Origin of the sequence: Pseudochrobactrum sp. AO18b (genome assembly GCF_000409565.1) — a bacterium.
GTDB classification, from domain to species: Bacteria; Pseudomonadota; Alphaproteobacteria; order Rhizobiales; family Rhizobiaceae; genus Pseudochrobactrum; species Pseudochrobactrum saccharolyticum.
Genome location: NZ_ANNO01000436.1, coordinates 1 through 5,487, shown reverse-complemented (window position 1 = coordinate 5,487; position 5,487 = coordinate 1). Strand labels below are relative to the sequence as shown.

Genomic DNA, 5,487 nt, shown 5'->3' with positions numbered 1-5,487 from the left:
GTCTTTTTTTATATGGTTCAGGCGCGGTCAATACGACCGGAATAACAGCCGCGTCCGGCATTATGCGCATGAATATAGGCGGCGTTCTGATCGCTGAAGAGGCGTTCAATTGCCGCTTCAATATCCGTACCCTGCACAACTTCAGCTCCTATAATCATGCCTGTAGCATTATAGGCACGCAAAGACAGGAGCCGCGTGCGCATGACTGAGGGAACCTCGTTGATCCGGTCATAGGCTGCCACTGCATTCTCGCGTACATAAATCGCATGAGTTGCATAATAGGGTGTTTCTGCGCTTTGGCAGACATGGTTGAGCAGCAGCAGGATTTCACCTATTTCAGCCTCACACATCTCAATACGGTCAGGATAACCTCTGTCTTCAGCAATCACGCGTAGTGCACGATGCTGTTTCAGTTCATGATCGGGTAAGCCAAATAGGTGGCGAAACGGCTCCGGTGAAAGCCCTGTGATACGAAAATCCATAGAGAGTCTCCTGTAAATAACAGGAGGATTAAATTGCAGATACAAAGCGGAAACACTGCAATTCTGCTTTTCAAATTTTTGATTTGTAAGATTGGTACGGCGTGTATCCGGCAATAAAAAAGGCCCCGCAGAACGGAGCCTTTCATTGCAATCGCAATAACGATTTTATTCAGCTGCATCTGCCGGTGCGGCATTGAGCATACCATAGCGTTCTTCGCCGATTTTGCCGAGCAGTTCGAGCTGGGTTTCGAGGAAGTCGATATGGCCTTCCTCATCTTTCAGCAATTCGTCAAAAAGCTGACGGCTGACATAGTCACCGGCTTCATCGCAGATTTCGCGGGATTTCTTGTAAGAAGCGCGGGCGTCATATTCACCGGCCAGATCAGCTTCCAGAACTTCTTTTACAGTCTGACCGATACGCAGCGGCGCAACAGTCTGCAGGTTCGGATGGCCTTCGAGGAAAATGATACGGTCGATGAGGCGATCTGCATGCTGCATTTCTTCAATCGACTCTTCGCGTTCCTTTTTCGCCAGACGGGTATAACCCCAGTCAGACAGGAGGCGGTAGTGCAGCCAATATTGGTTTACTGCGCCGAGTTCGAGGAAAAGTGCCTCGTTAAGCCGCTCGATGACCTTTTTGTCGCCCTTCATTCCATTTGCTCCCGAATTGTTCACGTAACGCACGAACGCGATCAATATAGACAATGAACTCAGAATCATTGTGCTCGCGCCGAAGATGATATTCTTCAGTCACTCTTATGATCGTTTCAACAACATTTGGGAAGCAGCCGCAGCACCGGCCACGCTTCTTCATAGCATGGTAGACCTTGGCAGGAACAATCAATTGCCAGCAATCTTCATCCAGCATCTGGATGATAGTATTTTCGATTTCTTTGGCAGTAATTACATTGCAATGGCAGACTAGCATGCTGCACCATGCATAGAAAAAGCGGTGTTTAATCCGGAAAATACGGAAAATGAATTTGAAATATGCAAATGACCTGAAGAAATCATGTTCTGATTTTCATCATGATCGCTGAAAAAGAAAGCAACCATGGCTGCATTCATAAAATTATACTGATTCATCATTCCTCCAAATGAATGGGTCAAGGCCAAACATTTAAAGTTGCACTGTAACTGTTTGATTTTCTAATGCTTCACAGAGGCGGGCTTGTCAAATTGTACAGATTAAAACCATTCTAAAAATCAACAATTTAGAATGATTTTAAACCTGAGTTAAATACCCATATTAATTGAACTATTCGGTACGGAAAAACGGCAGAACGGAGAATTTACGGTAAAATCATACCTCTGTGGCGTGTTGTCACACTACGTATAAAAACGGAATTTCAACAGGGTTTTAAAAAGCAACTCGCCCCGAAGGGCGCGCTGCATCATCTTCTATATCCGGTTCAACTCAGAACTGGAACTGAGTGGCGACAACGAATGTACGACCCTGACCGGAGCCCGATGTGCTGAGTGCCGGTGTATATGTTTTATCAAACAGGTTGGTGACTTTGAGGGACAGGTCAACATTTTCATTGAATTTATAGGTCGCGAAAATGTCTACCAGATCATAGGAGTCGGACTTTGTCGGAGGCAGCAAATTGCCCCGTGCATCTGCAGCAGCAACCAGACCGCTGGAAACATAGGAATATTTCACACCGGCAGAGAGCTTCTTATCAAAGAAATATCCGCCAAGGGTCGCCGCAAAAACATCATCCGGCAGATACTGGCTTGCACCAAGACCCGGTGTCTGCGACGGCAGGTCAGACTTGTTATGGGTGTAGGAAAGGCTGCCGAACACATAATCGGAATTATAATGTGTTTCGAGTTCAAAACCTTTCACGCGGGATGTGCCCGGCAGGTTAACAAACTGCAGCTTGTTGAAAGTCGTATTACGCTGCGCTGCGATATAATTTTTAACATCCATATCAAAGTAATTGGCTTTGAAACGGATTGTGTCGCCTGCGGTAATCAGATCATCATGCTTCATGTTCAGACCGATATCCCAGCCGCGCTGCTCTTCAGGCGCGAGATAAGGATTTGGCACATAGCTGGATGCTGTTCCGCCGGGATGCGTGCCGCCGATCATTGTTTCCTGCAATGTTGGCGCGCGCATTGACTGCGAATAGGTCACATATGGCTGGAGCCAGTCAGTTACATTGTAAGCGAGTGTAACTTTAGGGTTCCACAAGCCTTTGGACTGATTGGCGGAATACATGCCGTTATCTTCAAAGCCCGGAATACCGCTATCGGCTGTACCGTCCAGCTTGTAGAAGTCATAACGCAGACCGGTCAGAACCTGAAGGCGGTCGTAATTCCACTCGACCTGAGTAAAGGCTGCGCCGCGGTTCATGCTTGAATCAACCGGATTAACGCCGACTTTCACGCCGCCGGTATTGTCGTGATTGTATTCAACGCCGTATTTCCAGTCGATATACAGATCATTGACTGTGAAACGGGAAGTGTTGGCAACTGAGAAGCCGATGGATTCATTTTTAATTTCACGGCCAAGGCTCGACAGAGTAGGGCTGTTGCCACCGACATAAGTCAGTTTTGTGCTGTTGAAATAACCGTTGATCGCTAGGTCAATCAGATCATTATCGACAGGCTTGTAGACGTAATTGGCTGTAAATGTACGGTTCTGCAGCAGCAGATCATAGTCAATTGTCGGCGGCACAGGCATGAAATTCGTCTGCGATGTGCCGTATTTATTGTTATAAATCACGCCGCCAAGTGTCAGCTTGTGATCTTCGGCAAATCCGAATTCTGTTTTGAACAGGCCGGAAGTCATTTCCTGACCGGTTTTATTCTGGGTGATGCCGTCACCGTTTTTATAATCATTGGAATCGCGGCGGCTGAGAGCGGCAACAATGCCCACTTCATTAACGCGCATCGCACCGGCAAGCATTTCAGAGAAGCCGACGCCGTTGCTGCCCCATGATGCGCGGCCGAGAACGCCTTTGTCCTTGCCTTCCATCAACACGTCATCAACGCCGAGTGTTTTGAAATTAACGCTACCGGCAAGACCGCTGCCGCCTTCAGTGGTCACTGCACCGCGGGTAATATCAACGGAGGACAGCAGATTCGGATCGATATAGCTGTACCCTTGAGCATCATGCGCCGTGGTACGGAAAGTCTGCGGCGCACCGTCGATCATCATATTCACGCGGCCGGAGCCTTCAAAACCGCGAATATTGACCGCAACACCCGGATTGGAGCCGTTAATACGGGTGAATACGCCCGGAGTTTCACGCAGAACCGTATCCAGTTTTTCACGGCCGTTCAGCTTGATCTCTGTTTTGGAGATTGTGCTGACCGGTGCCGGACGGGATGTAATATCCTGAGGATTAACGGTTTTAACATTGATTGTGTTGAGCTGAACATCACCGGATGCATTTTCTGCAGCCGGTTTTGCAGTCTGAGCCTGTGCCTGCTGGGCATTGGCTGCGCCAGCCATAACCACAAGGCTGATAGCCGTGCTGCCGAGACCGATTTTAAGATATCTGGAGAGGTTGGAAGGCTGCTGCATTGAAAGTCTCCGCATCGTTGCCGCTTATTGGCGGGGCAAGCAAGGCATTAAAATTGCGTTCGGAACCTTGGCGCTTGCACCGGAAAAATGTTCTCAGCAACAATCAGCAGCTTTTCCGTACTGATCTGCGAGTTCCCTGATCCGGCTGGTGCAGGTTCAATTCTGTACTATGCGGAGGCCAGATATCCTCTGTTTTTCCACACAAGTTTATGGACAATCACATGATTTTTAATATGACTCTTAAAGTCCACTATTGCTTCCAATAATTAATATGATATTTTGTGTCAAGAAAACTTCCTGAAAATAAACAGGATGGTTGCATTGATGCAACGGGGGCCAGAAGGCGCCGATAAACTGATCCGGCAGTTTTGTTGAAAAGCCGGATTTGACGATGACACTAATAGACTGCATCCGGCGGATGTGGTCGGTACAGGCGTATAATAATGACTGCAACGCAAACACATTCTCAGTCCCTGACACCGCAAGATATCCTGCGTCTGCGCAGTGAAAATCCGAAATCCCGTGAGAGGGACTTTGCTCAGGCTCATGGTATTACCGAGGCTGATTATGTTGCTGCCCATGTCGGCACATCTGCTATTCGCCTGAATGTGGACATTGCTGCAATTCTGAACGGCGCAACCACACTCGGCGAAGTTATGGCGCTGACCCGCAATGAAAGCGTTGTGCACGAAAAAATCGGACCTTATGAAAAAGTATCCGTCGGACCGCATGCGTCTCTCGTGCTCGGCAAGCAGATCGATCTGCGTATTTTCCCAAAAGCCTGGGCCTATGGTTTTGCTGTAGAGAAAACTGACAGCGAAAATAATATCCGCCGCTCATTGCAGTTCTTCAACAAGGCTGGTGATGCGGTTCACAAAATCCATCTGCGTGATGCGTCCGATCTGGCCGCCTATGAAGCACTGGTTGCTCAGCTGCGCTCGGACGATCAGAGCCAGACAGTTGAAACCAAAGCTGCAACGCAAAAAGAGCCGACAGACATTGATACAGTTGATGTAAACGGCTTCCGTGAGCGCTGGACAAACATGACTGACGTACATCAGTTCGTGATGATCCTGCGTGATTACGCTGTCAGCCGCAAACAGGCTGTTGAGCTTGCCGGTGAAGAATTCGCCTGGGAACTGGAAGCCGGTACAGTTGAAAGCATGATGAATACGGTTTCCGAAACCGGCCAGCCGATCATGGTTTTTGTCGGCAATAACGGCTGCATTCAGATCCATACCGGTCCTGTTAAAGAGATCAAAATGATGGGCCCATGGCTCAATGTTATGGATCCGACTTTCCACATGCATTTCCGCACCGATCATGTTCATGCCGTTTGGGCTGTCCGTAAGCCTACCAAAGACGGCCATGTAACATCGCTGGAAGCCTATGACGAGCAGGGCGAAATGATTGCCCAGTTCTTCGGCGAGCGTCACGAAGGTGAAGCAGAGCGCACAGACTGGCGTGAAC

5 protein-coding genes are annotated in these 5,487 nt (G+C 48.5%); 1 reads left to right on the top strand and 4 read right to left on the bottom strand.

The window, feature by feature from the left end:
• Positions 1 to 17: 17 nt before the first annotated feature.
• From A918_RS0116460 to A918_RS0116440, 4 genes are all read right to left on the bottom strand, one after another.
• Positions 18 to 482, bottom strand: coding sequence for a DUF1203 domain-containing protein (locus A918_RS0116460; RefSeq protein ID WP_022712115.1), 465 nt, complete (start codon positions 480 to 482; stop codon positions 18 to 20).
• A gap of 165 nt (positions 483 to 647) precedes the next feature.
• Entirely contained in the window at positions 648 to 1,133 is a 486-nt protein-coding gene (bfr, locus tag A918_RS0116455; protein WP_022712114.1) for a bacterioferritin, read from the bottom strand.
• Positions 1,099 to 1,410 carry a (2Fe-2S)-binding protein gene (locus A918_RS21605; protein WP_075655248.1) on the bottom strand — a complete coding sequence of 104 codons (312 nt, stop codon included), beginning with the start codon at positions 1,408 to 1,410 and terminating at the stop codon, positions 1,099 to 1,101. Before A918_RS21605 ends, bfr begins: the two co-directional genes overlap by 35 nt.
• A 489-nt stretch (positions 1,411 to 1,899) precedes the next feature.
• Positions 1,900 to 4,017 carry a TonB-dependent receptor domain-containing protein gene (locus A918_RS0116440; RefSeq protein ID WP_022712111.1) on the bottom strand — a complete coding sequence of 706 codons (2,118 nt, stop codon included), beginning with the start codon at positions 4,015 to 4,017 and terminating at the stop codon, positions 1,900 to 1,902.
• Between the two features lie 443 nt (positions 4,018 to 4,460).
• On the opposite strand from A918_RS0116440, the gene A918_RS0116435 reads away from it, so the two are divergent.
• The coding region (locus A918_RS0116435; RefSeq protein WP_022712110.1) for a hemin-degrading factor at positions 4,461 to 5,487 on the top strand (1,027 nt) is incomplete at its 3' end.